The organism is Flavobacterium faecale (assembly GCF_003076455.1).
GTDB classification, from domain to species: Bacteria; Bacteroidota; Bacteroidia; order Flavobacteriales; family Flavobacteriaceae; genus Flavobacterium; species Flavobacterium faecale.
Genome location: NZ_CP020918.1, coordinates 4506029 through 4531868 on the forward strand (window position 1 = coordinate 4506029; position 25840 = coordinate 4531868).

The following is a 25840-nucleotide window of genomic DNA, read 5'->3' on the forward strand; positions in this document are numbered from 1 at the left end:
TAAGATTCTAGCCTTTCCAAAAATTTTTATCCTTAGACATTAATCGTGTATCTTTGAGCAACATTCATAAAAAACACAATGTCACAAAGCGATACAGAATTAAAACTAGCCGTACTTATAGATGCCGATAATGTTCCCTACAGCAATGTAAAAGGAATGATGGAAGAAATCACCAAATTTGGTACCCCAACAACCAAGCGTATTTATGCCGATTGGACCAAACCAAATGCCAATGGATGGAAAAGTGTTTTGCTAGAACACGCCATAACCCCCATCCAACAATACAGTTACACCGTTGGGAAAAACTCCTCAGACTCTGCGATGATTATCGATGCCATGGACCTATTGTATTCGTACAAAGTAGATGGATTTTGTATTGTCTCTAGTGATAGCGATTTTACACGTCTGGCCATTCGATTAAGAGAAGGTGGAATGAAAGTAATTGGAATTGGAGAAAAAAAGACGCCAAACTCTTTTATCGTTGCTTGTGATAGATTTGTTTACATCGAAGTTTTGGATGGTGCAATCAAGAAGAAGACGAAAAAACCGGCTACCTCATCAAACAATACAGCGACTGTAAACACCAAAAAACAAGCTCCTGCCAAAACACTTAATACCATTGACATTCAAACTATTGATCTTATCGAAGATACCATTGAGGATATTGGCGATGACAGCGGTTGGGCATTTTTGGGAGATGTAGGAAACCTAATTGTAAAGAAAAAACCTGAATTTGACCCAAGGAACTATGGTTTTTCTAAACTAACTCCGATGTTAAAATCGCTGACCGATATTTTGGAAATCGACGAAAGAGATTCAGATAAAAAAGGAATTAAACATGTTTATGTTCGTCTAAAAATCAACTAAAAATTTGTCAACTTTTATAATTTTCGCATGAGAAAGCAATTTTTTATCCTTGGTTTTACGCTTTTAATTATTACCGCATTGGTATACTATTATTTAAAGATTGGATTTCTACTCCTAGTAATTCTACCAATTCTATTAGTGATAGGTTACTACAATAGTGTTCAAAAAAAGCACGCAATTTTGCGAAATTTCCCTGTATTGGGCTACGCTAGGTATTTATTCGAATTGATTGCACCTGAAATTCAGCAGTATTTTATTGAGCGCTCTACCGATGGAAAGCCTTTTTCTAGAAACGAACGATCGCTAGTGTACCAACGTGCAAAGAATATTGACTCCAATACTCCTTTTGGGACACAATTGGATTTAAACCAAAATCATTACGAAGGTATAAAGCATTCCATTTTTCCATCTGTAGTAAATGAAGACTTGCCTCGTGTGTGGGTTGGAGGCGCAGACTGCAAACAACCGTACCATGCTTCATTACTCAATATATCAGCAATGAGTTTTGGCTCTTTGAGTGAAAATGCTATCATGGCGCTCAACAAAGGAGCGCAAAAAGGACACTTTTATCACAATACGGGTGAGGGTGGTTTGACCGAATTTCATTTGCAAGGTGGTGATATTACTTGGCAAATCGGAACGGGCTATTTTGGTTGTAGAACGGCCGAAGGAACATTTGATGCAGGGAAATTCTCTGAAAAATCAAATTTACCGAGCGTGAAAATGATCGAAATTAAACTCTCACAAGGAGCAAAACCAGGTCATGGTGGTGTATTGCCAGCAGCAAAAAACACAGAACAAATTGCAAAAATAAGAGGAGTACAACCCAATATCACTATTTTTTCGCCACCCTCTCATTCTGCTTTTAAAGATTCGAAAGGATTAATTTCGTTTATAAAAGAACTTAGAACGCTTTCTAACGGTAAACCAATTGGTTTCAAGCTTTGTATTGGTGATACCGCCGAATTTGAGTCCTTATGTATCGAAATGATTGCAGCAGATTGCTACCCTGATTTCATTACAGTTGACGGAGCCGAAGGAGGAACTGGAGCCGCACCTTTGGAATTTTCAGACGGAGTAGGAATGCCATTTGAACCGGCATTAATTTTTGTAAACAAAACGTTGATTGCTTACAAAATTAGAGACAAAATTAGAGTAATCGGAAGCGGAAAAATCATTTCGGGTTATGCTGTTTTACGAGCCATTGCCTTAGGTGCAGACTTGTGCAATAGCGCAAGAGGATTCATGTTTTCATTGGGATGCATCCAAGCGCTACGTTGCCACAATAATCAATGCCCAACTGGTGTAGCAACACAAGACAAAATGCTGATGAAAGGTTTGGTCGTTACTGATAAGTTTGAAAGGGTTTTTCATTTTCATAAAAATACGTTACATGCCGCAAATGAGTTACTGGCAGCAACTGGAAAAACTAGCTTTGCCGATATGGATATTAGCATTTTTATGCGAGGAGACGAATTCAGCCATTTATCTGACTTATATTTTCCTGATAATTTAAGGAAGCATACAACTCTTCAATAATTAAAAGTTATAAGAATAAAAAAAACTGCTGCACTTAATTGTTTCTCTAATTAAGTACAGCAGTTTTTAATTTTAATAGTAGTTCTCTACAACTTTAAAAACTAAAGTTAATTGTTATTTTGCACTAGCGGCTAAACACTTTGTAATGGTTTTGTATAATAACCTTTTGTCTATTGGTTTACTTAGATAAGCATCCATACCTATCTCTACTACTCGGGCTTTTGTCGCCTCCATAACATCGGCAGTAACAGCAATAATTGGTACATCTTTGTTTTCTTTGCCTACACTACCATTTCGAATAGCAATTGATGCTTCATACCCATCCATAACCGGCATTTGTAGATCCATTAAAACAAGGTCTATCTTCTCTTTTGTAAATGCATTAAGCCCTTCCAGTCCATTATTAGCAAAAATTACGTTGGTATTTTTCCATTGTTTAATGATCATTTTAATAATAACTTGATTCATCTTATTGTCCTCAACCACCAAAATCGTTTTCCCTTTTAAATCATAATCAATAGTCTCAACCACTTCTAGCAAAGGCTTTTCTATTTCTACAACTTCGAAGTCTACAAAAATCTCGCAAGATGTACCCTCACCTACTTTACTATCAATTTTAAATTCCCCTCCCAACATATCAACTAGATTTCGAACTAAATACAACCCAAGACCTAAACCTCCAAATTTTCGTTTATTATTTGTTTTATATTGAGAAAAAGAATCAAATATTTTACCCATTTTTTTCTCGCTAATACCTATTCCAGAATCAGATACACCTACAATTATGGTAATCTTACCTTTATTAACTTTTGTAACCGATAGTGACATCGTAACAGATCCAACTGGAGTAAATTTTAATGCATTATCAATTACATGATTAATAATTTGCAGATATTTCTTTTTATCTCCAGACACCAAACTAGGAAGCACATCTGAATGATTGAAAATGAATTGCAATCCTTTTTCTTCGGCTCTAGCCTGTGCAATTTGTTTTAAACTCAAAATAGCATCTAATGGATCAAACGTAACATTTTCCACTTTAAGCTCGTGTTTTTCGATTTTAGTAAAATCTAATATATCATCAATAGAATTTAGTAAATTTTCTGAAGAATTTTGAATACTAATACATTTTTCTAAGATGTCATTATCTTTGGTTTTTTCAAGAATATTTTCGTTGTAATTCATAATAACATTCAAAGGCGTTCGCAATTCGTGACTTATATTACACAACAGGTAACATTTTAAATCTCTCATCTCCTGCGCTTTTGACAGCGTATCTTGAGCAAGCATTTTCTTCGTTTTTCTTAAATTAAAAAGATAGAAAACCTCCTTAATCGTAAACAAGACTATTGTTATTGCAATCCCTATTTTGGTGCTTTCTTCAACTAAAAAACTGGAAGACAATACAGCGTATATTTTTAGAGTATAAATACCATAGCTCATTCCTAATACTGCAATTCCGAGGATGAAGAACAATTCTATCGATCGAAATTTATTTTTGAAGCAAAACATGGCAATTACAATTAAAACAAAAATAAAAAAACCAAGTACATTTGCTATCATCAATAACACGTTTAATGACTGTGGAAACAATAAACCAAGTGGCAGCAGTACTATATTAATAGTATAAAAAAGTTGAAACAGAAAATATAATTTTTTATTATTGCGCCTAACTAGCAGCGTTGACTCAGCAAATTTCCCCAAAAATATACCAGTAAAGACAATTGCCATCAAAAATATTTCAGTCACGATAGCATCATTAAATACAGTAAAATATTTCGAAAAATAACCATCCATTATAAAAGGTAAGAAACCGGAAGCCAAGATGAAACTTGACAAAAATAAGATCTTAACACTACGTAACGCAAAAAACAAGAAAAACATAAAAATCGAAAATTGTAATACTAAACCGTAAAAAAGACCATCTCTAAACTCTAGATGAACCATTTTTTTGTAAAAGTGATTATAACTATGTAATACCAAGGGTACTGCAATTACTTTTCCACCAGATTTGTAATGTACATACAAGCTCAATCGATCAGCTGGCTTGATGACCAAGCTAAAAAGAACCTCCTTGCTTTCTAGTACTTTAGTTGAGCTATGAATAGAAGAACCACTGATTGATTTCACTATTTTTTTTGTCCTTTCATCTACAATATACAATTCTACTTGTTGTGATGATGGCAGTGCCGTTTGAAGCAAATATCTTAATTTATTTTTGGTGTTATTTTGAACTGAAACTTGTGCCCAATAATTATCCTTTGAAAATCCGTAGTACACATCATGTAACAAATGTTGCTTGGACTTAACCGTATCAAATTGCGCAATAGCTGACTGAATATCAAGAGTTAAATCGTTTACGTTGATCACTTTTGCAAATTTTTGCAAGTTTACCATTTCAGGACATTTTTCACCTTCAAATATATATTGAGAAAATCCGCTTAGCGAGAATAATAATAAGGTAGCAAGTACAATTCGTTTCATAAAAAAAATTATCAGTGAACTATTTCAATTTAATAATGAACAAAGATAAACGTGTATTGCAGTTGATAGTAAAACTATCGACGAGACGACAATTAGCTATCGACGAACTGTAAAACACTGTAGATAATACGTTTAATAAACGCTTAAAACCCATTCGGCGAAGGAAAAAACACGACAAACTACATGATTTTAAAAAAAAAATCCCTGTAAACATATACGCATCTACAGGGACAAACCATTATTTTTTAATTAGTTATTAAGCAGAGAGGTCTTTAACATACGTCAACTGCAAACTTTTGGATATAGCCTCAAACAGCGTTTCTTTTTTAATAGGTTTGGTTAAATAATCATTCATTCCAATTTCAAAAGCCCTATTTTTTGTTGATTCCATCACATCAGCCGTAACTGCAATTATAGGTACATTGGCATTATACAACCCAGCAACACCATTCCGTATCGCAATTGTAGCCTCATAACCATCCATAACCGGCATTTGTAAATCCATCAAAACGACATCTATGGTCTGTGTTGCAAAAGCATCCAAAGCTTCTTGACCATTATTTGCAAAAACAACTGTGGTATTACTCCACTTTTTTAGAATCATATTAATCACCATTTGGTTGATCGAATTATCCTCAACGACCAAGATGGTTTTTCCTTACATATCATATAACTGGGGTTGCTCCTGCACAACTTTTATTTTTCCATTTTGTGTTAAAGGAAACTCTAGCGTAATCACACAACAAGTTCCTTTATTGACATAACTTGTCATATTAACAGTTCCGTTTTGCATGTTTACCAATGTTTTCACGATATACAGTCCCAAACCAAGTCCGCCAAACTTCCTTTTATTATCCACATTATTTTGACTGAAGGAATCAAAAATCGTCTCCATTTTATCTTTCGAAATTCCGACACCAGAATCTGAAACCGTTAGAATAAAACTTGCTTTTGAATCTGATTTTTGCACGGCTTCTATTTCGAATTTCACAAAACCTTCTGAAGTAAATTTTATAGCATTACTAATCACATTATTCAATACCTGAACCAAACGTGTCTCATCACCGGAAACCATTTCTGGAAAATTACCTCTCTTTTTAAATATAAATTCCAAGCCTTTATCTTTTGCACGAAGCTTAGCGCTGTCTTTGACTTGCTCCATGACCAACAAGGGATCAAAATCAACCGTATCCATCTTTATTTCTTTCTTTTCTATTTTCGAAAAATCTAAAATATCATTCACAGAGCTCAGTAAACTATGAGAAGAGTATTTGATTACTTGGCAATTCTTTTTTATACTTTCATCAACTACTTCACTAGAAACAGAATCAATTAAATTTAGGATCGCATTCAAAGGGGTGCGCAATTCGTGGCTAATATTCGATAAAAAATAAGTTTTTAAATCGCTCATTTCTTCCGCTCGAACCAAGGCCAAACGGTTTAACTCATTTCGCTCATTGCGGAGATTTCGAATTAAATTGGCCATAGATAAGGATAGAAAGATAACCTCTAGCCCTGTTCCAAATTTCGAACTATTTTGAACCAAGAAATTATTAGGCATCAAACCAAAATTATTCAAAATAAACACCCCAAAACCAAGTATTAAAAACAAAATACCAAAGGCAAAAAAGGCATCTACTTTTATTTTCTTTCGAACTAAAGAAACAATTGAACTAATGATTAAGATTAAAATAAACAGTCCGAGCACATTTGCAATAAGAGAACAAAGTGGCAAAGCAGCAGGCACAAATACAACTACAGCTAGAAGGACAAAAACCAAACCGAAAACGACATTAAAGGCAAGGTATATAAAACGGCTATGTTCTTTAATTTTCAAGAACACTTCGCTATACTTACCTAATAAGATACCGGTTGACATTGCAAAGATCAACACCGCATGCTGAGAAACCCAACCACCACTTGGATCGATATATTTATAAAAAAAGCCATCCAATGACAATTGCATACAGCCTACAAACAAAACATATAGACTATAATATAAAAAAGTACGCTCTCGAAGTGCATAATAAAAGAAGAAGTATATAATGGCAGCAATAAGTAAGATCCCATAAAAAATTCCGAAAATAAATTGCTCAAAAGCAGTAGCATCATTAAAACTATCCGAATCACTCAAAAGTAAAGGCATCTTAATCACCTCACCATCACTCTTGATATGCAAATACAAATCTACCTTTGAATTGGGTTGTATATCGAGTTTAAAAATGGTTTTACGACTACGGTAGGCGCGATCCTTAAACGGCATATTATCACCACTAACTGCTTTGGTCATGATACCGGTTTTGGAGTTCACCACGTACAATTCCACACGATCTGTGATAGGCCTTGCTGTTTCGAAATAATAATTTAAATGGGTATTGGTAGCATTTTGAAGCGGAATCTTGGTCCACCAATAGTGATTGGTGAAACCTAAATCGTCTGATTTTGGATTCATTACAGTAGGTTGTAATGCATCAAAGTCACGAATAACTTGTTTAACATCTAATTGTTTGAGTCCAACATCAACAACAGTTGCATAAGGTTGAAGCGAAATAGATTCTGGTATTGCGTCTTTTTGGAATACATACTGCCCTTGCACCACTGTAAAAAACAGCAGAGCAACAAATAGTAGGATCGTATTACAATTAGTCTTGGGGCTAAATAATTGCATAGATTTGTTTTATGTTTAACTAATCTACGTTAAATGTTTTTCTTAGGTTTTAAGAACCTTAAACTTTAACTAAAAAAACGTTAAAGTGCACACGGCACATACTAAAATTATAGGCGAGCCGTTTGGCTACGCCGTTTTTTGGAACAATTAAAAAAGTGTTCTATTTCGCCATATCGATTAGAATGCCAATCATTTTAAAAAAGACGTACCTTTGATGGTATTCATTTTAAAACTTTACTTATGCAACTTGTTTTTGCTTCGAATAATAAAAACAAAATCAAAGAAATTCAACAACTTCTTCCGGCAACGATCCAAATTCTAAGTCTAAGCGACATAGGCTGTACCGAAGAAATTCCAGAAACGGCAGCCACTATTGAAGGGAACGCCATATTGAAAGCCAATTATGTAACTGAAAAATATGGTTACAATTGTTTTGCAGACGATACAGGACTAGAAGTTGATGCACTTGACGGTGCACCCGGAGTCTATTCTGCACGTTATGCAGGCGAACCGTCAGATTCAAATGCAAATATGGATAAATTATTACTGAATCTAAAAAACACTGACAACCGAAAAGCACAGTTTAAAACCATCATCACACTGAACCTGAATGGCAAACATACCTTATTTGAAGGTATTGCAGCAGGAAGCATCACTACAGAACGATCAGGCTCAGAGGGTTTTGGCTACGACCCTATCTTTCGACCAAAAGGTTATGATGACACCTTTGCCGAGATGTCTGCGAACCTTAAAAACGAGATAAGTCACAGAGGAAAAGCCACACGCTTATTGATCGACCATTTAAACCGACTCTAATTATTGCTTTATGTCACAACATTTTGAAAAATAATTTGATTCATCAGACTATTTTGGGTTGCATAAAACAAAATCAGAAGCGAAATTTAAGGTTACCAAAATATAACATTCTGATTATCAAATGGCAATAAATCATTAAAACTTAAATCTTCATTAGTTTATATCGATTATTAACAGTACTTTTGCACCCTATTTAAAATTACATATGAATAAATTTGAACAATTAGGATTGAGTGAATCGTTACTGAAAGCGATTTTAGATCTAGGATTTGAAAATCCGAGCGAAGTACAGGAGAAAGCGATTCCCCTATTATTGGAAAAAGATACAGATATGGTTGCGTTGGCTCAAACAGGGACAGGGAAAACGGCAGCTTTTGGTTTTCCAGTTATCCAAAAAATTGATGCCAACAACAGAAACACTCAGGCATTGATTTTATCTCCAACGCGTGAGTTATGTTTGCAGATTACCAACGAACTTAAAAACTACTCAAAATACGAAAAAGGTATTAATGTGGTAGCAGTTTACGGCGGGGCTAGTATTACAGAACAAGCAAGAGACATTAAAAGAGGAGCACAAATTATTGTAGCAACTCCAGGAAGAATGCAAGACATGATCAATAGAGGATTGGTAAACATTACCGGTATCAACTATTGTATCCTTGACGAAGCAGATGAAATGTTAAACATGGGATTCTATGAAGACATTGTAAACATTTTATCAACTACTCCAGACGACAAAAATACATGGTTGTTTTCTGCAACAATGCCTGCTGAAGTAGCACGTATTGGAAAACAATTTATGACAGACCCTGTTGAAGTTACTGTAGGTGCTAAGAACTCAGGTTCTGCTACAGTATCTCATGAATTCTACTTAGTAAATGCTCGTGATCGTTACGAAGCATTGAAACGTTTAGCTGATGCTAATCCAGACATTTTCTCAGTAGTATTTTGTAGAACTAAACGTGATACACAAGCTGTTGCTGAAAAATTAGTTGAAGATGGATACAGCGCTGCTGCATTGCACGGAGATTTATCTCAAGCGCAACGTGATGGTGTTATGAAATCTTTTAGAGGTCGCCAAATCCAAATGCTTGTTGCTACTGATGTTGCTGCACGTGGAATTGACGTTGATAACATTACTCACGTAGTGAATTATCAATTACCTGACGAAATAGAGACTTACAATCACCGTTCAGGTCGTACTGGTCGTGCTGGTAGATTAGGTACTTCTATCGTTATTGTAACTAAAAGTGAATTGCGTAAGATTTCTTCAATCGAAAGAATCATCAAGCAAAAATTCGAAGAAAAAACAATCCCTTCTGGAATTGAAATCTGCGAAATCCAATTGTTACACTTAGCAAACAAAATTAAAGATACAGAAGTTGATCACGAAATTGACAACTACTTACCTGCTATTACAAATGTTCTTGAAGATTTGACAAAAGACGAATTAATCAAGAAAATTGTATCTGTAGAATTTAACCGTTTTATTGCTTACTACAAGAAAAATAGAGATATTTCTTCTCAATCTGGTGACAGACGCGAGAGAGATAGCGCTCCAAGAGAAGGTGGAAACGCTGGTGGAGCAACTAGATACTTTGTAAACATTGGATCTAGAGACAATTTTGACTGGATGTCATTGAAAGATTATTTGAAAGAAACATTAGACCTAGGTCGTGATGACGTTTTCAAAGTAGATGTAAAAGAAGGTTTCTCTTTCTTTAACACTGATCCTGAGCACACTGATAAAGTTATGGAAGTATTGAACAACGTACAATTAGAAGGACGTCGTATCAATGTTGAGATTTCTAAAAATGATGGTGGCGGAAGACGTGATCACAACGGAAGAAGTTCTGGTGGTGGTTTCGGCGGAGGTAGATCAGGTGGTGCACCAAGAAGAGAAGGAAATTTTGCCCCAAGACGTGAAGGTTCTGGTGGTGGAGGTTTTAGATCTGATAGAAACTCAGCTCCAAGAGAAGGCGGATTCAAAAGCGAAAGAAGTTCGGCTCCAAGAGAAGGCGGATTTGGCGGAAGAAGCTCTTCAAGATCAGAAGGTTCTTCAGATAGAGCTCCAAGACGTTCTGAAAGCTTCGGTGATGCACCAAGACCAAGAAGACCAAGAAGAGACTAACATTTTTTTGTTAATTTTCTTGTAATTATATAATGAAACTACAAAATATTTAAAGCTAGTTTAGTACTTTTAAAGTCTTAAACAAGTTTATGAAATATTTTGTAGTTTTCTTTTTTTTACTCCTATCCATTGCTACTCAAGCACAGGACAGCCCGCTTTCTCAAAAAGTTACGGGATATATTTATAACGATAATACCAAATTACCTCTTAACGATGCCAATGTCATCAATATAAACAAGGTTCGAGGTGCACAAACAGATATCAAAGGGTACTTTGAAATTGATGTCCAACCCAACGATACACTTCACATTTCACTTTTAGGATTTCAATCCCTTCGTGTAAAAGTTACCAATGACTGGTTAAAAAACAAAGTTGCCAAAATTTTCTTAACAGAACGAGCAATTGCCCTTGAAGAAGTCGTCATTAATCCATTCAATCTTACCGGTTATCTTGAAGTTGATTCGAAAACCATACCTGTAAAAGAGAATTACCGTTACAGTATTTCTGGTTTAACTAGCGGCTATGAAACAGGAGAATATGCTCCAAATGCTTTCAGTAAAATTTTAGGATCTATTTTCAATCCCGCCGATTTACTCTATAATACCTTTAGCAATAAAAGCAAGGAATTCAAGAAACTAAAAGACATGAAAAAGGACGACACCGTACGAAACCTTTTAGCTTCAAAGTTTGATAGAGAAACCCTAGCAGTATTGCTCGGAATCGATAAAAAAGATATTCCCGAAATTTTGCAACGTTGCAACTATTCAGAATCATTTATTCAAACCGCCAATGACCTCCAAATTATGGACGCCATCAGCGGTTGTTATGAAGAATACAAAATATTAAAAAAAGTAAAGTAATTTATTTGCGAAATAGAATCCTCAATTTGCTATTGCATTTTGGGGATTTTTTTTAACCTCTGATGAAATAGGTAAACAACACACATGAATTCTTGCCGTCACTTCAATCTATGACTAACACTATTTAAAAATAGCTATCGAAAAAAAATTTTATATCGCTTTATTAGTTACATTTACTTCAAACCCACTAATACTATATTATTATGTCAAAAGGTCAAGACACTAAGAAAACGGTCAAAAAAGAACCGCTTAAAACAGCTAAAGAAAAGAAAGAAGAAAAAAGAGAGAAAAAAAGTGCTTCGAAAAGAGACTAGAAATTAGTGTTCATTCACAATTTTTAGATTTCAGTTTGCAAACATCTCATACGCTAACACAATAAAAAATGCGCTGTTTACCCAACAGCGCATTTTCTATATAAACTAATGCTATCTTCTGGCATTAAAAAATTCCTTTAGACTCTCACAATACGAGAGATCACCATCAAATTGTGGATACTGTTTTTCAACACTATCAAATGGATCCATATACCCTCCTTTTGCATAGTCTTGCATTCTCAGACATAAAGCTTTAAATTTAGCTGTCTTAGCATTTTCGAATGCTAATTCGTAGTAATGTTGTGCTTTTTGGGCATTTTGATATTCTATTTGATCAATGTACGATTTGCTTCCTGAATCATTATACGAACTAGAAAATCGGCGCATCATCCAAGAATTTCCCGCTTGCGACATATTAAGGTAGCAATTGGCAACCAAAAAATAATAGTAATCACGATCTCTTGTATTTGGATTACTTGCCAAATTCAGATACTTAATCAAGTGTTGCGTCACCGATAATTTCGAAACCAAAAAAGATTCTTTGTGCGCTATAAAGTTGGCTGTATATTTAAAATCATAAAACGGATTTGAATCGAATGCATAATTCTCGTCAAGTTTACCTCTCTCCCATGCATTGTAATTGTCTTGCCAGTAAGCATCACCCATAGCGTTAAAAACAGCGTATGCACGTGTCAAATCATTTTCTCGAATGTATTTTGTACCCAACAAATCCATCAGACTTTCTTTGTTTTTTACTAATGAACGGTAAATTATCTTTTCGAAACTACTAAAAGGCTTTTGACTAATTCTATCTACAATTTTTTGTAAATCACTTGGTGCGTAAACAAAATCAAGATAATCAAAATAAGTATAAAACATTTTCAAATTACCAGAACCTGCCAATCGATTTCCTTGCCATTCAACTTCACTATTATACATTTTACTGTCATAAGGGTTTGCAGAAGCGATCAACGCTATACCATCGACTTTGTTATTTAAGAACTCAAGTTCGCGACCTAAAGCAAAGAGAAAACGGCTGTCTGATTGGTATTTCAAAATTATTGGCTCTACTGCTTGTGGAATTACAGCTTCGTTGTATGCTTGGTTTGAAACCAAACACAAAGCTTTTATTTTTTGAATTTGATCAAATACTTTTTCATTTGGATATTGTGCTTCAAATGGTGTTATCGCAGCAAGACATGCCTCAAATTTTTTAGTAATAAAGAGCAACTGAATTTTAGACGCCGAAACGAGCATTGCATTTTCAACAGCAGAAAGCGATAACGAATCCACAAACTCCAATACTTCCTGCGCATACAAACGATCATTCTCTGAGCGCTCACGTAGTAAATTGGTTGTAGAGATTACCGAACTTTCATAATTAGTGTTAGCAAAAGTAATTGACGGTAAATAGTTGGTATAGTAAGGTGTGTACACCCAATCTTCAATTTTGTTTATTTCGCGAAGCAATAAAAAACTAAAGATTCTAGATTTTGGATCTTTCACATATATTTCACGTAAAAAATCCAAATTCTTATCCACCTTTTGCACAGAGGCGTACGCATACACATTGGCTTGCTCCTGCTCATTTGACGCTTGAGCTAGTGCCTGCTGCAAATCAAAATCCTTATGAAAATAATAGTAGGTAGCTTCTCTTTTTTCAGCAGAGTTCGCCATTACATTGGCAATAGATACCGCTGCATTTTCTTTGCTAAAACAATCAAAATACAAACTCCAATAATACAGATAATCTTTTTTTTCGTTCTTAAATACGGTTTCATAAAGTGAATGAATTTGTTCAAAATCCTTTGCGTAATAGGCCACACGTATCGCTAGGAAAGCATACTTTCGCTTCAAGAAAATAGAGTTTTCTTTTTGATAAAGTTGCATTAATTGCTTAAAAAATGCTTTTCGATCTATTTGTATTTCAGCATCCTTCCGTTCCCAAGCATCATACAATTCGGCCGAATTTATAACTTCGCTTTTTTTGGCCATCGTCAGATACTGTAAAATAGCTGTAGCCTTCGTTTTATACAAATAATCTATAAAGTCATTGTTTGAGTCGGGATGAATATCTGTTATTTTGGCATCATACATAAACTCATTAATTGCATCCACCGATACTTTTTTGCCCACAAAATGGTACCAGTCAGTGACATTTGATTCGTAACCCGGACTGTATGCCGTTTCAAACCCAAACAAATTTGCATTATAGTTAAAAGAAGCGAAATCTTTATAATCAAAGTAGCTAGGCAAAAACAAACAATAGCGCACATCCTCACCATAAGGCGAGTATCCACAAGCAAGTAATTGTTGTAGGCTACTTACTAAAAGCGCTGTAAATACTAGAAATTTCTTCATTGCTAAATTGTTTGAATGTTCCGTCCTTTAAATCAAATAAACTGATAGTCGTTTCTCCATCAAAAACCACCTTCTCTTTAATCACCGCAATAGCTTCTTGCAACTGCCCTATTTTTATTTCTTCACTTTTAATTTGATCACCCGCTTTCAAGTAAGTTTCATAATTAATTGTGGTATCGTTTTGCACCTCATACCACAATGGCTTTACTTCTTTGGCAAAAGATTGCACTTGTTTGGTAGTCAAAGGTAATAAGGACACAAACTGATTATTTTGATACAACTGCGACCAATAAAAAACAGGTAAAGCCACGTCTAACGGAAGCTGATATTTCGTTTTTTGATCCAAATATTTTTTCAGCTCTTCTATATCCAAAATCGAATTTTTTCCACTCTCGCTCAATGGTTTAATCAAATTATAGCACATCAACATGGCTCTATCCACCGGCGGCACTCCCATAATATCAGGATATTTATAAGGATACAATCTCAAGGTACAACTCAATTTTTTACCCGAAAGCGCTTTTATTTTTTTCAATAGATAAAAATACTTGTCCTTTGTTGATTTTGTCCAATCACAGTCAATTTGGATTTCGTCATAATCAAATATAATTTCCTTTTCGTCGTAACTGTCCTTGTGGTATTTATCAATTAGGAAGACAATATTATCAGCCAGTTTGTCCAATTTTTTTTCATCGTTAAACTGAAAGATACCATTTCGAATAAAAATCGTCGGAACAATTTTTACCGAATCCATTTTTTGTAGTTCATAACTATTCAGTTTATTTTTTTCATAAGGAAAATTGCCTTGCACATCATTGTAATCCACCTCAAACATTTTTACATACAATTTATGAACGTTGAGATTTTTTAAATACGTACTTTCTGCTTCTCCCAATCCGCTATTGCTTTTCCAGAAATAAAAAGCAGGAGATACCTTCACTACTTGGTCCTTATCTTTACACGAAAGGAAAAGTGACAACACAAAACTGACTAATATTATTTTTCTCATATACGACATAGTTTACAAAATACCATTCAAAAATACAAAATCACTTTCAATTCGTACAAAAAAACTCGCTTATTTCTAAGCGAGTTGTAAACATATAAATGATGTGATAGCGAGTCGGCTTCCCTATTGTTTTACAGGAGTTGCTGCCAAAACTGCGATCAAATAATTCCAAAATTTCTGTGATGACGAAATACTAGCGCGCTCATCTGGACTATGCGCTCCTAGAATCGTTGGTCCGAATGAAATCATGTCCATCTCTGGGTAATTCACTCCAAGAATACCACATTCTAGACCTGCGTGGCAAGCTGCAACATTTGGTTTTTCGTTATACATCTTTTCATAAATCGGTAACATAGCAGCCAAAATAGCCGAATCTGGGTTTGGTGTCCATCCAGGATATGCACCGTTCATTTCAACCTCACAACCCATCAACTCAAAAGCCGATTGCAAACTCGTAGCCAAATCCATTTTTGCTGTCTCTACAGACGAACGTGTCAGGCATTTTACGGCCAATTTCCCTTGGCCAACAGTAACGATAGCAATATTATTAGAGGTTTCAACCAAGTTATCAAAATCGGCACTCATGCTATACACACCATTGTGCGCCGTGTACATAGAACGTACAAAGTAATATTGTGCCATCGATGGCATCACGCTTGTTGGCGTTTGCTCCAGTTTCTCAAAAACCACCTCAAGAGTTGGCTCCATAGTTCGTAGCTCACTTTTGATCTCATTAACTACCGCCTGCATGTCATACACAAAAGCTTCATCATAAACAGCAGCAATAATCACCTCAGCCACACTTTCTCTCGGAATCGCATTGCGCAAACTACCTCCATTAATAGTCGAAATCTGCAACCCAAAATCATCAAATCCGTCAAACAAAATACGGTTCATAATCTTATTAGCATTCCCCAAACCTTTATGAATTTCCATTCCAGAGTGACCACCTTTCAAGCCTTTTACTGTAATCGTATACCCTACAGAACCTTCGGGAGTTGGCTCCTCATCATATTCAGCAACAGCCGTAATATCGATTCCACCAGCGCAACCAATACCAATTTCGTCATCTTCTTCGGTATCCAAGTTCAACAGAATCTCTCCTTGCAATACACCCGCTTTCAATTCAAAAGCACCGGTCATTCCCGTTTCCTCATCTACAGTAAACAAAGCCTCAATGGCAGGATGCGGAATATCAGTACTTTCCAAAATAGCCATAATCGCAGCAACTCCAAGACCATTGTCAGCACCAAGAGTAGTTCCCTTCGCGCGTACCCAATCTCCGTCCACGTACATGTCGATTCCCTGCGTATCAAAATCAAAAACCGTGTCATTATTCTTTTGGTGCACCATATCTACATGCCCTTGCAACGTGACCATCTTACGATTTTCCATACCCGCAGTAGCAGGTTTACGAATAATCACGTTTCTAATTTCATCTTCAAAAGTTTCAAGACCCAATTTAGCTCCAAAATCTTTCATAAATTCAATCACACGTTCCTCTTTTTTAGACGGACGTGGCACTGCATTCAAATCGGCAAATTTATTCCACAAAGCTTGTGGTTCTAAGTTTCTTATTTCTTGACTCATAGTATAATTTCGTTTAAAAAACCAAAGTTACAAAGATCAAAAAACAATGCCTCGATTAATGACAATTATTTGGGCGCCCCGACACTTCGGGGCCAATATAAAAAGGGGCTAAAGCTACTTTGCACTCACAAAGCCCCTTTCTATACTGCTGTCAGGCTTTCAGCGCTACTTCGGCAGCTTGCCTCAATCCTTCATGCGACATTTGGTGGTCATAGTAGGATCATAGACTGGGTGCGAGATCCATTCACTAGCAAAATATTCGAACAGTTCATACATGACGTAAGTTGCTGATAAGCGACTAAACTTACATGAACTTCCCTTCTATTTTAAGGTATAAGAAAAGCTTATATGACTTAAATGGTAAAAAAAGATGGAGGCCGTGATTAATTTCTTAAAAAGGAGAACAAGCTCTTTGTCTCAATGATTATAATTTCCTTCTTCTAATAAACTCTCTAGCTATTATATATGAAAGAATATTAATTTAAATAAAATATCTAATTACAATAAACTATTCTAAATGTGATTTATACATTTTCATAATATTTCTCACCTCTTTTAATTATGAAAATCTAATAAATCTACTAATCCATAAAAAAACAACCTATAAATGTCATTTTTACAATTTATCCACAAATACATTTTAAGCAAAAACACGAATTATATTTAATTTTAAAAATAAAAAATAAAGTGAAGTCACCAGTAAAATAGAACATTACCCAAAAAACTAAATAAATACTTTAAAAATTATCCACAAAGACACGAAGTTTTTTCTGTTAAATTAAATTGGCCAAACTAACAATAAACAAAAATACAATGAAAACAACCAAATTTTTATTTTCAGCTATTACTTGCCTAATAGTAGGACTAAACACACAGGCCCAAAGAACAGACAGATTCGTAAATCTTGGAGGTACTGGAACTCAAGTTACAGTAAATGGAGGAGTATCTTTTCCAGACAAAACTGCAGAATTACAAAACCTCATTAATACCAACAAAAAAAATATTAAACTAAATGGAAACATGACACTAGGTGAAATTGCTTTAAGTAGTAACGTTCATATTGACATTAAAAAAGGAGTCGTTATTAAACTTAAAACAACAAATGGTAGAGGGCTTATGTTCCGAGGAGGTAAAGAGGTTACTGACGCAGCCATAGAAAATGTTAAGATTTACTGTAGTGAATGTAGTACTCTACCTAGTGATAACAACAAGTCTGCTGAACGATATACAATTGATATGAGTAGTGGTACTCCAGACGAGAACTGTAATTTTGTCTCCTTTGGTAAAGTAACAAATTTTTCACTTTCACAATTTTACGTTATAGACAACTACACTAAAATTAACGCTATAACACTAGCGACTAACGTCAAGGACAATACTGCAACTGGGGATGTATGGACAAGAAGCTATACAGTTCAAGCTGCTCCAACACAGGGGGACATAAAATTAGGTTACTTAAAAAATGGTCATGTAGGGTATGGATTACTGCAAGTACAGGCAGCAAAAAATGTAAATTTCCATAACTTGACCTCACAAGGCGGAGTATCATTACGCTTGGAATCTGGCTCTACAATTGCTGTAGTCCCAACTACAGAAGGATCTGCTGCAAATATGGATAATTTAGAAGGCTATAACATTGTTGGAATAAACGGATGGTCTGCCGTAACGCTATCACCTCATGGAAGAAGACACGGAGCAATTTCTTTAAAAAATATAACTGCAATCGGATGTAGTTCAGCTATTAGAATAATTGGTGGATTTCAAGACAGAGACGTTGAAGGTTTGCCGAACTTCCCTACAGCCAAATATAAAAGAGGTAATTTTGGATCAGTTACAATTACAGGAACAATCAAGCATACCTATGGTACTACAGCTCAACTAGAAGGAAGAGATTTCAGTTACTTCCCTCAATCCCTTATAAAAAATAAAACATTAGAACAGGTATTCCCTAAAGCAGCTCCATACATAGCACCATTTGACGGAGCAGATGCTAGAATAAACACTCCATCAATAGCAACGGTATTATACTTTTCTAAAGATAGTGCTGCTGCTAGCCCAAGAGATATAGATGGACAATATAGTGTGAATTTAACTGGAGCTACATTAGAAAAACCTGGATTTAATTCTTGTATTCCTACCACAATTTATGCAAATGACAAAAATAAAATATGCTCATCAACCTCTAAATTTTCAATAGATTATGATGAAACTGCACTTGATACAAAACGTGAAATTTTTTCTTTTGAAACCTTAGATAATACTATTAGTGTAAGCACTAAAGTTATCACTATTCATTTAACGAAAGATTCAAACATAATCATATACAATAGTATTGGAAAAACTATTAAAACTGTTATTGCATCAGCAGGGATTACTGAAATAAATGCTTCAAATTTTGCCAATGGTATATATATTGTATCAATTCAACAAGAAGGAAATATAATAAAAAAGAAAATCATACTTTAAAATTTTGGAAAAATTAGAAGACAATAAATTATTATTATTTTAAATAGAAGGAACTTAACAAGTTCCTTCTATTAGTTTTATATTAAATCAACGGTGTAGTCTCTTCTGTGTATCTTTGCGTAACCTAGAAACATAAGCGTAACTAAAATGGAAACCACCAAATCATCCTTTGCACCAATTTCAAATCCGGATATCGAAATTTTGATTTTAGGTTCCTTGCCAGGAGACAAATCCATTGAAGTCAACGAATATTATGGTCATCCTCGTAATCGATTTTGGAAAATACTTGCAACAATTTCCGAACAGAATCAACCGGAAAATTACAAGGATAAATTGGCTCTTTTGCAAAAACTAAAAATTGGCCTTTGGGATGTTGCCCAAAATGCCATTAGAAACGGAAGCCTTGACAGCGCTATAAAATCAGTAGAACCCAACGATATTGGAAACTTTATAACCAACCATCCAAAGTTGAGAATCATAGCATTTAACGGAAAAACATCTGAAGCACTCTTCAATAAATATTTCGATAAAAAACCACCAATCCACTACATTGCACTACCAAGTTCGAGTCCAGCAAATGCACGATTTGACTTTGAAACATTACGTGTGGCTTGGCAAAAAGTTTTGGAATAATCGATTTATAAAATCGCATAATTTTGAATTGTGTAGTTGCAACAACCGCTGCAAAATCAATAAAACCCATTATCTTTACCTTAACAAAATTCTTTTTCGTGCAGTCAAAATACTACCTACCCATTTTTTTACTTGTTCAAATAATTTTCTTGAAAACGTTGGCATTTTTTCCAGCGTTTGTAGAAAACTATTACAGTAATGGCTTGTACCAAACAATTTCAAAAACAGCAAGAATCACCTTTGGATTTTTCTCCTTTTCAATAGGTGACTTAGCCTACGGAATTTTAGTAGCATTAATTATCAAATGGTTTTGGAAACGAAGAAAGACTTGGAAACAGCAGTGGAAAAACAATCTATTGACTGTTTTGAGTTTTCTATCGGTTTTGTATTTTGTATTTCACCTTTTGTGGGGCATCAACTATTACCGTGAGCCTTTATTCGAAAAAATGACCATCAGTCGTGACTATACCGATGCCGATTTATTAATTTTCACCAAAAAACTAATCTCTAAAACGAATGCACTACAGCACCAAATTACCAAAAATGACAGCTTAAAAGTGATCTTTCCGTATACGCAAGAGGCAGTGTTTAAGATGAATTTGAAGGGATACGAAAACCTTTCTAAACAACATATTTTCTTTACCTATAAAAACATCAGTACAAAAAAATCACTCTTCAGTTTACCTTTGACCTATATGGGTTTTAGCGGTTACCTCAATCCTTTTACGAATGAAGCACAGGTCAATGACTTATTTCCTATGACTAATTTTCCGCTTGTTACTGCACACGAAATGGCGCACCAACTAGGATATGCCAGCGAGAGCGAGTGTAATTTTGTCGGATTTTTAGCTAGTATTAAAAACGAAGATATTTACATTCAATATTCGGGATATAGTTTTGCTTTGCGCTATTGCTTAAGCAATTGGAATAGAAGAGACGAAAAAACATTCAAAATATTACTAAAAAGCATCAACCCCGGAATTATAAAAAACTACCAAGAAACTGAAGCCTTTTGGGACAGTTATCAAAGCCCAATCGACACCGCTTTTCATGCTTTTTATGATCAATATTTGAAAGCCAACCAACAATCCGAAGGAATTGATAGTTATAGTAAGTTCTTGAATTTGTTGATTAATTATTCTGGAAAAGAGTCCCTAAGTTTCTAAGATTCTTAGCCGCTGAGTTTCTAAGATTTTGCAAAAATAATAACAGGTCACCGCTACTCAAACTGAGACTGATTATTGAGACTAATTACTGAAACTGATCACTGAGACTGATCACTGAGACTGATCACTGCGACTAAAAACTGCGACTAAAAACTAAACACCGAGACTAAAAATCTAAACCTCATCACTAGTAAAAGTCACAAAACTTTTCTTCTTGAAAGGTCGAATAATCAAGCGACTTTCGCGATCAAATCGGATGTAATTGTAGACCCAACTTAGAAATACAACTGCTTTATTTTTGAATCCAATCAATGAAAAAAGGTGGACCAACATCCATACAATCCAAGCGAAAACACCGCTAAAATGGAATTTAGGCAAGTCAACTACGGCTTTGTTGCGACCAATTGTAGCCATCGAACCTTTGTCGTTGTACTCAAAAGCCTCCATAGGCTTGTTTTGGATTAATCGTACCAAGTTCTCCCCTAATACTTTTCCTTGTTGCAATGCTGGTTGTGCCATCATTGGATGCCCTTGTGGGAACGCTTCAGTTTCCATGCAGGCAACATCGCCAATTGCAAATAAATTGCTATACCCTTTTATTTGACTGAACTCATTCACACGAATTCGAGCCGCTCTTTCGATCAATGAGTCCACTGGTAAACCTTGCACCAAAGCTCCTTGTACACCCGCCGTCCAAATTACGGTAGCAGCTTCAAAGGTCAAATCAGTATTTGTGGTTACAGTATGACCATTATAGCTTTTGACACGTACATTTTTCCAAATAGTAACGCCTAAACCTTTCAGAAATTTCTCAGCTGCCAGTGATGATTTCTCGCTCATTGTATTTAAAATATGATCCCCACTTTGAATCAAGTTAATTTGCATCTTGGAAACATCCAAATCGGGATAATCTTTTTGGAGCACAGCCTTTTTCATTTCGGCCAAGGCTCCTGCTAATTCCACTCCAGTAGGTCCTGCTCCTACCAGCACAAAATTGATTAAACTGTTTCTTTCGGCCTCTACTGTAGTCAATACCGCCTGCTCAAAATTTTCGAGAATCAAACTACGAATATTCAACGATTGCGGAATATTTTTCATTGCCATGCTGTTGCGTTCCATTTCTTTGTTGCCAAAAAAATTAGTCTTCGCTCCCGTTGCCATCACCAAATAATCAAAAGACAACTCCCCTATTTCGGTAATTACTTTTTGATTTTTTGTATCAATTTCTTGAACATTGGTCAGCCTAAAATAAAAATTATCATATTCCTGAATCACTTTACGCAGTGGATAAGCAATAGAACCAGCTTCAAGACCTCCGGTAGCCACCTGATAAAGAAGTGGTTGAAAAGTGTGGTAATTATTTTTATCAATCAACACCACTTGTACCGCTTGTTTTTTTAGCTTTTTAGCCAATGCGATTCCGGCAAATCCACCTCCAATGATGATGATACGTGGTAATGTTGTGTTAGGTATATTCATGTTATTTCAAATAAAATTAACGATAATAGCGCAAAAAAAAGTAACAGAATTACTGCAAGCTACATCTAAAGCTAATCACTGGATACTGCAACTGAAAAACTGAACTAAACTTCATATTTTCGCAATTTATCCAATCGCTCTTGCTCTTCTAAATCTTCTATCGAAATGACATTCAGAAAAGAAGGGTGCTGCTCAATGGCATATTCTACTTTGGCCACGATATCATCAATAGAATCGTTATCATAATCAATTTCTAAAGGTTCTTTGATTATAAAGGACTGCAAAATGCCCTTTTTCTTGATTCGTAATCCTTTTTTATCAAAAGATCGGCGAAAACCATCAATTACAATAGGGACAACAATCGGTCGGTGTTCTTTAATAATGTGTGCAGTTCCTTTTCGAACAGGGTTGAAAGACTTGGTTGTTCCTTGCGGAAAAGTGATTACCCAACCATCTTCAAGAGCCATTTTTATATTTTCGGTATCATCTGGATTCACATCTTTCTTTTCGACAACATCTACACCTTTTGCACGCCACGTACGCTCTACCGAGATAGCACCCGCATAGGCCATCATACGAGGCAAAAGGCCCGATTGCATAGTCTCTTTGGCGGCAACATAATAGATATTAAGTTTGGGTTGCCATAAATAGCATACATTTTTAATGCTGTCAGTACGACCACTTAAGCTGGCATTAAAAACATGAAACATCGCCACCACATCTGCAAAATAAGTTTGGTGATTGGAAATAAAGAGCACATTAGTATCAGGTAAATTTTTTATGATTTCCGACCCTTCAATTTGTAGTTCATTGAAGCCACGGTAGCGCCTGTGTGTCATTGCACCAAACAACCGAATCAACCATTTTTTTATAAAAAGGATATGTCCAAAGGGATTTCGTTTCAACAAACCCATAATTTTATTTTCATTTTACAATTACGTCACAATGTAGTGATTTTTTATTAGTATCTCGACGGAATTACTATGGCTCAAGCTAAAAGCAAATTAACCTAAATCTTTGTAGTGCATAAATACTTATTCTTACTTCGTCCCTATTGCCCTCTCTGTGACTGCAATACCGACTTGATTACATCTTTCAATTCGCTCAAAATCATCGCTGTGGCTCCCCACACAATTTGCTCTTCAATTTGAAAAGCGGGAACTTCAATCTCTTCTGCATACGAGGTTGGAATAGTTACGTTTACCAAAATTTCATCTTTCAAAAAAACATCCAATGGCAGCTCAATTATACGGGCTACCTCTGATGGATCTGGTGTAAAATCAAGCTCGGTATTACTAATTCCTAAAAAAGGGTGAACCATAAAGTTACTTGGAGGAATATAGATTGGTGTAAAATCTTTTTTGATTTCGACCAAATCAGGAATTACACCCACTTCTTCGTGCGTTTCTCTCAAGGCAGTAAAAGACAGATCCCGATCTTCAATTTCGTATTTACCTCCCGGAAAAGCGATTTGTCCCGAGTGGACGCCCTCATACACATTACGCACAATGAGAACGATTGTTGTTTGAGTGCCTTTTGGGTAAAACAACATTAATACGGCAGCTTTTCGGGGCATCTTTTTTGAAATATCAATTTTTAAAAGTTCCTCCATACGTTCCATAGGCGCCATTTTTGCATGTGAGGCTGCCGCAGGTAGTGAGGCTGAAACTATATGTGGAACAATTTCTAAAAAATAGCTGAAATCCATAATCAAATCTTATTTTTGCAATTCGTAGCAATGATAAATATAGTTTAGAAAAGTAGAGTTTACAAATTTTCTAGACCCAAAACGCATAACAGATGTATAGTAAAGTAGAGTCACAAAAATTAAAGAGAGAATTTTGGGTAAGTTTTGCCGACAAATACCCCCGCAAATGGGTTTTGTATGACACCAAAATCAAGGATTTTTCGTTTAAGTTTTTTGTTGACAATAAAAAAGCACAAGTTTTAATTGATATCGAGCAACGTAGCGCCGAAAAACGTACCGCCTATTTTGAAAAACTAGAAGCACTCAAAACTATTCTAGATGAGGAGTTTATAAAAGATTTAGTTTTCGAAAAAGAATATGTTCTCGAAAGCGGCAAAACAATCAGTCGTATTTGGGTTGAAAAAGATGGCGTTGGTTTTAGTAATCGTTACCACTGGGATGCTATATTTGATTTCTTTTTCGAAAAAATGAATGCGCTGGAGTTATTCTACTTGGAATATGATGAGTTTATAAAGGATATTGATTAATTTTTTGCTACACAGATATTTGCCAACAAACAAGAACAGAATTCCTTAATTACGGCCTAATCTCGGATCAAAAATAAATCAAGTTACTTATTGACAAATTATACGTTAAGCCTTAAAAAACATTTACTAATTGCTATTATTTTGAGATCGTTCAAAAAATTGCATTACGCTTTTTTGTGTATAATCTAACTCAATTATGTCTTTTAAAGCCTTCTTTTTATCCTTTGACGACTCATAGTATGATTTGCAAATTTTATATCCTATAAAATATCCCAAATCGGCAATACCATATGGAGCATTATCGCCGTTGTATAACCAGTTTTTTGTCTCGTCACCCAACATATCTGCCTGAAATAATTTCCAAATTTCCTCCTCATGTGCATGCCCATAGGTCATATAAGATGCCTTTATAGGTCTCTGTACTACCAATTCTGATATAAAATCGCAAGATCCTTCTCTAATGCATTTACCTAGTAGGTTTGAATTGTCATGATTTTCGTCGTCACTCATTTTTTGTTGCGTATGTCCAGCTTCATGAGCCACCAAACTTACGATATCACCATTTGCACTAAACATTGATTGAAGCCAAGGATTTAGTTCTGAAGCATCTACAGCAGAAGTTGCGCATGCAATTTCTGCACCTATCAATATTTCAGAATTTTTTGTTGTGCCACCAGAATTTAAACAACCAATTGTAAAATAAACATCCGGTTGTTTAAAGCTTGGATATAAGCTTGCAAACCGAAGCATAGCCGTTTCAATCTCCTTCTTTCTTCCTTGAATCTCCGTAGTAAACGATCTAAGCGAAATCCAAAATTTAGGATAATTCAAAATATTATCTAAAAGCAATTCAGCACTATGATTTCTAGACACCATAAAATGTTTTTCGCCTATTGTTGCTTGGTCTAAATATATTTCTTGAACAAAACGTAACTGTTTTACTCTATCGGTGGCTTTTTGAAGACTGTCGTAGGCTTGCCAATAGTGTGTTATATCAGCTGTTGAAATGACAAATTCAGGAGTTTGGCCAAAGGATCTACCAAAAATTAAAACAGTTAATAATAAAAGTAAGTTCTTCATTTTTAAATTAATTTTTTTTTTCAACAAAATTTGAACGGTATGCTATTTGCGGGAGGGATTGAAGCGGCATCCTTTTTTGTCTCTTTTTTTGAGACAAAAAAGATATAGCTGAAAGCCCGACCCGAAGTTGCGAGGAAGAATA

At 35.2% G+C, this 25840-nt stretch carries 19 protein-coding genes; 9 read left to right on the plus strand and 10 right to left on the minus strand.

Annotated features, from left to right (window positions below; translation table 11 throughout):
- The first annotated feature begins 78 nt into the window (after positions 1 to 78).
- Positions 79 to 867, plus strand: a complete 789-nt coding sequence (locus tag FFWV33_RS18725) for an NYN domain-containing protein (RefSeq protein WP_108742310.1) — start codon at positions 79 to 81, stop codon at positions 865 to 867.
- 27 nt (positions 868 to 894) lie between these two features.
- Positions 895 to 2406, plus strand: a complete 1512-nt coding sequence (locus tag FFWV33_RS18730) for an FMN-binding glutamate synthase family protein (RefSeq protein WP_108742311.1) — start codon at positions 895 to 897, stop codon at positions 2404 to 2406.
- 114 nt (positions 2407 to 2520) lie between these two features.
- Here the strand turns inward: FFWV33_RS18730 and FFWV33_RS18735 are convergent, their stop codons facing one another.
- From FFWV33_RS18735 to FFWV33_RS18740, 3 genes are all read right to left on the minus strand, one after another.
- Positions 2521 to 4890, minus strand: a complete 2370-nt coding sequence (locus FFWV33_RS18735) for a hybrid sensor histidine kinase/response regulator (protein WP_108742312.1) — start codon at positions 4888 to 4890, stop codon at positions 2521 to 2523.
- Positions 4891 to 5146: 256 nt separating this feature from the next.
- Positions 5147 to 5494 carry a response regulator gene (locus FFWV33_RS19620; RefSeq protein ID WP_245891596.1) on the minus strand — a complete coding sequence of 116 codons (348 nt, stop codon included), beginning with the start codon at positions 5492 to 5494 and terminating at the stop codon, positions 5147 to 5149.
- A 54-nt stretch (positions 5495 to 5548) separates the two neighbouring features.
- The gene (locus FFWV33_RS18740; protein WP_245891598.1) at positions 5549 to 7558 is read right to left on the minus strand and encodes a sensor histidine kinase; all 2010 of its coding nucleotides are present in this window, start codon (positions 7556 to 7558) and stop codon (positions 5549 to 5551) included.
- Between the two features lie 240 nt (positions 7559 to 7798).
- On the opposite strand from FFWV33_RS18740, the gene FFWV33_RS18745 reads away from it, so the two are divergent.
- From FFWV33_RS18745 to FFWV33_RS18755, 3 genes are all read left to right on the plus strand, one after another.
- Positions 7799 to 8374: a non-canonical purine NTP diphosphatase gene (locus FFWV33_RS18745; RefSeq protein ID WP_108742313.1), complete on the plus strand. Its 576-nt coding sequence runs from the start codon at positions 7799 to 7801 to the stop codon at positions 8372 to 8374.
- Between the two features lie 205 nt (positions 8375 to 8579).
- Complete coding sequence (locus FFWV33_RS18750; RefSeq protein ID WP_108742314.1) at positions 8580 to 10505, plus strand: DEAD/DEAH box helicase; 1926 nt, start codon at positions 8580 to 8582, stop codon at positions 10503 to 10505.
- A gap of 89 nt (positions 10506 to 10594) precedes the next feature.
- A complete protein-coding gene (locus tag FFWV33_RS18755) occupies positions 10595 to 11365 on the plus strand; it encodes a carboxypeptidase-like regulatory domain-containing protein (protein ID WP_108742315.1) in 771 nt (256 codons plus the stop codon).
- Between the two features lie 425 nt (positions 11366 to 11790).
- Here the strand turns inward: FFWV33_RS18755 and FFWV33_RS18765 are convergent, their stop codons facing one another.
- From FFWV33_RS18765 to FFWV33_RS18775, 3 genes are all read right to left on the minus strand, one after another.
- On the minus strand, positions 11791 to 14040 hold the full coding sequence (locus FFWV33_RS18765) for a hypothetical protein (RefSeq protein ID WP_108742317.1): 2250 nt from the start codon (positions 14038 to 14040) through the stop codon (positions 11791 to 11793).
- A complete protein-coding gene (locus FFWV33_RS18770; RefSeq protein ID WP_108742318.1) occupies positions 14000 to 15049 on the minus strand; it encodes a glycoside hydrolase family 18 protein in 1050 nt (349 codons plus the stop codon). Before FFWV33_RS18770 ends, FFWV33_RS18765 begins: the two co-directional genes overlap by 41 nt.
- A gap of 123 nt (positions 15050 to 15172) precedes the next feature.
- Positions 15173 to 16639 (minus strand): aminoacyl-histidine dipeptidase, encoded by a 1467-nt coding sequence (locus tag FFWV33_RS18775; RefSeq protein ID WP_108742319.1) that lies wholly within the window; start codon positions 16637 to 16639, stop codon positions 15173 to 15175.
- An 813-nt stretch (positions 16640 to 17452) separates the two neighbouring features.
- On the opposite strand from FFWV33_RS18775, the gene FFWV33_RS18780 reads away from it, so the two are divergent.
- The 3 genes from FFWV33_RS18780 (at position 17453) to FFWV33_RS18790 (ending at position 20904) form a co-directional block, all read left to right on the plus strand.
- Positions 17453 to 19105 carry a T9SS type A sorting domain-containing protein gene (locus FFWV33_RS18780; protein ID WP_159086085.1) on the plus strand — a complete coding sequence of 551 codons (1653 nt, stop codon included), beginning with the start codon at positions 17453 to 17455 and terminating at the stop codon, positions 19103 to 19105.
- Positions 19106 to 19252: 147 nt separating this feature from the next.
- On the plus strand, positions 19253 to 19738 hold the full coding sequence (locus tag FFWV33_RS18785; RefSeq protein WP_108742321.1) for a DNA-deoxyinosine glycosylase: 486 nt from the start codon (positions 19253 to 19255) through the stop codon (positions 19736 to 19738).
- A gap of 23 nt (positions 19739 to 19761) precedes the next feature.
- On the plus strand, positions 19762 to 20904 hold the full coding sequence (locus FFWV33_RS18790) for a DUF3810 domain-containing protein (protein ID WP_342748665.1): 1143 nt from the start codon (positions 19762 to 19764) through the stop codon (positions 20902 to 20904).
- A gap of 174 nt (positions 20905 to 21078) precedes the next feature.
- Here the strand turns inward: FFWV33_RS18790 and FFWV33_RS18795 are convergent, their stop codons facing one another.
- From FFWV33_RS18795 to FFWV33_RS18805, 3 genes are all read right to left on the minus strand, one after another.
- On the minus strand, positions 21079 to 22383 hold the full coding sequence (locus tag FFWV33_RS18795; RefSeq protein ID WP_108742322.1) for an NAD(P)/FAD-dependent oxidoreductase: 1305 nt from the start codon (positions 22381 to 22383) through the stop codon (positions 21079 to 21081).
- Positions 22384 to 22487: 104 nt separating this feature from the next.
- A complete protein-coding gene (locus tag FFWV33_RS18800) occupies positions 22488 to 23297 on the minus strand; it encodes a lysophospholipid acyltransferase family protein (RefSeq protein WP_108742323.1) in 810 nt (269 codons plus the stop codon).
- 137 nt (positions 23298 to 23434) lie between these two features.
- Positions 23435 to 24091, minus strand: coding sequence for an NUDIX hydrolase (locus FFWV33_RS18805; protein WP_108742324.1), 657 nt, complete (start codon positions 24089 to 24091; stop codon positions 23435 to 23437).
- Between the two features lie 92 nt (positions 24092 to 24183).
- Between FFWV33_RS18805 and FFWV33_RS18810 the strand changes: the two genes are divergently transcribed.
- Positions 24184 to 24618 carry a DUF4268 domain-containing protein gene (locus tag FFWV33_RS18810; protein WP_108742325.1) on the plus strand — a complete coding sequence of 145 codons (435 nt, stop codon included), beginning with the start codon at positions 24184 to 24186 and terminating at the stop codon, positions 24616 to 24618.
- Between the two features lie 126 nt (positions 24619 to 24744).
- Here the strand turns inward: FFWV33_RS18810 and FFWV33_RS18815 are convergent, their stop codons facing one another.
- Positions 24745 to 25698 carry a gliding motility protein GldB-related protein gene (locus tag FFWV33_RS18815; RefSeq protein WP_108742326.1) on the minus strand — a complete coding sequence of 318 codons (954 nt, stop codon included), beginning with the start codon at positions 25696 to 25698 and terminating at the stop codon, positions 24745 to 24747.
- Positions 25699 to 25840: the final 142 nt, after the last annotated feature.

What these genes read in the sequence shown, in the direction of transcription:
- FFWV33_RS18750 (WP_108742314.1), top strand. Translation starts at nt 8,580, where the DNA reads ATGAATAAATTTGAACAATTAGGATTGAGTGAATCGTTACTGAAAGCG.
- FFWV33_RS19620 (WP_245891596.1), bottom strand. Translation starts at nt 5,494, where the DNA reads ATGATTCTAAAAAAGTGGAGTAATACCACAGTTGTTTTTGCAAATAAT.
- FFWV33_RS18730 (WP_108742311.1), top strand. Translation starts at nt 895, where the DNA reads ATGAGAAAGCAATTTTTTATCCTTGGTTTTACGCTTTTAATTATTACC.
- FFWV33_RS18795 (WP_108742322.1), bottom strand. Translation starts at nt 22,383, where the DNA reads ATGAATATACCTAACACAACATTACCACGTATCATCATCATTGGAGGT.
- FFWV33_RS18725 (WP_108742310.1), top strand. Translation starts at nt 79, where the DNA reads ATGTCACAAAGCGATACAGAATTAAAACTAGCCGTACTTATAGATGCC.
- FFWV33_RS18800 (WP_108742323.1), bottom strand. Translation starts at nt 23,297, where the DNA reads ATGGGTTTGTTGAAACGAAATCCCTTTGGACATATCCTTTTTATAAAA.
- FFWV33_RS18770 (WP_108742318.1), bottom strand. Translation starts at nt 15,049, where the DNA reads ATGAGAAAAATAATATTAGTCAGTTTTGTGTTGTCACTTTTCCTTTCG.
- FFWV33_RS18775 (WP_108742319.1), bottom strand. Translation starts at nt 16,639, where the DNA reads ATGAGTCAAGAAATAAGAAACTTAGAACCACAAGCTTTGTGGAATAAA.
- FFWV33_RS18755 (WP_108742315.1), top strand. Translation starts at nt 10,595, where the DNA reads ATGAAATATTTTGTAGTTTTCTTTTTTTTACTCCTATCCATTGCTACT.
- FFWV33_RS18785 (WP_108742321.1), top strand. Translation starts at nt 19,253, where the DNA reads ATGGAAACCACCAAATCATCCTTTGCACCAATTTCAAATCCGGATATC.
- FFWV33_RS18735 (WP_108742312.1), bottom strand. Translation starts at nt 4,890, where the DNA reads ATGAAACGAATTGTACTTGCTACCTTATTATTATTCTCGCTAAGCGGA.
- FFWV33_RS18765 (WP_108742317.1), bottom strand. Translation starts at nt 14,040, where the DNA reads ATGAAGAAATTTCTAGTATTTACAGCGCTTTTAGTAAGTAGCCTACAA.
- FFWV33_RS18780 (WP_159086085.1), top strand. Translation starts at nt 17,453, where the DNA reads ATGAAAACAACCAAATTTTTATTTTCAGCTATTACTTGCCTAATAGTA.
- FFWV33_RS18745 (WP_108742313.1), top strand. Translation starts at nt 7,799, where the DNA reads ATGCAACTTGTTTTTGCTTCGAATAATAAAAACAAAATCAAAGAAATT.
- FFWV33_RS18810 (WP_108742325.1), top strand. Translation starts at nt 24,184, where the DNA reads ATGTATAGTAAAGTAGAGTCACAAAAATTAAAGAGAGAATTTTGGGTA.
- FFWV33_RS18815 (WP_108742326.1), bottom strand. Translation starts at nt 25,698, where the DNA reads ATGAAGAACTTACTTTTATTATTAACTGTTTTAATTTTTGGTAGATCC.
- FFWV33_RS18805 (WP_108742324.1), bottom strand. Translation starts at nt 24,091, where the DNA reads ATGGATTTCAGCTATTTTTTAGAAATTGTTCCACATATAGTTTCAGCC.
- FFWV33_RS18740 (WP_245891598.1), bottom strand. Translation starts at nt 7,558, where the DNA reads ATGCAATTATTTAGCCCCAAGACTAATTGTAATACGATCCTACTATTT.